The following is a 537-nucleotide window of genomic DNA, read 5'->3' as shown; positions in this document are numbered from 1 at the left end:
GGGCTTGGCGGCGTTGGCTCCTGGGCGGTGGAAGCACTGGCGCGCACCGGCATTGGCAAGCTCACACTCATTGACTTAGACGATGTCTGTACCACCAATATTAACCGTCAGTTACCGGCTACCGATGACACCATTGGCCAGCTCAAGACTGAGGTGCTTGCACAACGAGTAAAATCTATTAACCCAAACTGCGAAGTTAAGGTTATTGATGATTTTTTGCTGCCCGAGAACTTCGAAGAGTACCTAACCGGCGCCGATGCTGTGCTGGACGCCATAGACAGCGTTAACACCAAAGCGGCGTTAGTAGCCTGGTGTAAACGCCGGAAGCTACGCCTGGTGGTGTGCGGCGGTGCCGGTGGGCAGATAGACCCAGGCATGATCCGCGTCGGTGATTTAGCCAAAGCCAAGCAGGATCCGCTGCTGGCCAAAGTACGCTCACAACTGCGCCGCGACTACGGCTTTTCCAAGAACCCCAAGCGTAAATGGGGCGTTGACTGCGTCTATTCTGAAGAGCAACTGCGCTATCCGGTTATTTCC

Annotated in this window: 1 protein-coding gene; it reads left to right on the top strand. The window is 54.9% G+C overall.

What is annotated here, in order from left to right; translation table 11 throughout:
- Window positions 1-537: tRNA threonylcarbamoyladenosine dehydratase (locus B3180_RS15350; RefSeq protein WP_286845365.1), on the top strand; the 537-nt coding region annotated here is incomplete at both ends.

This window comes from Idiomarina sp. UBA4206, assembly GCF_002383015.1.
In the GTDB taxonomy this organism is placed as follows: domain Bacteria; phylum Pseudomonadota; class Gammaproteobacteria; order Enterobacterales; family Alteromonadaceae; genus Idiomarina; species Idiomarina abyssalis.
This window is presented reverse-complemented; position numbering and strand designations above follow the sequence as displayed.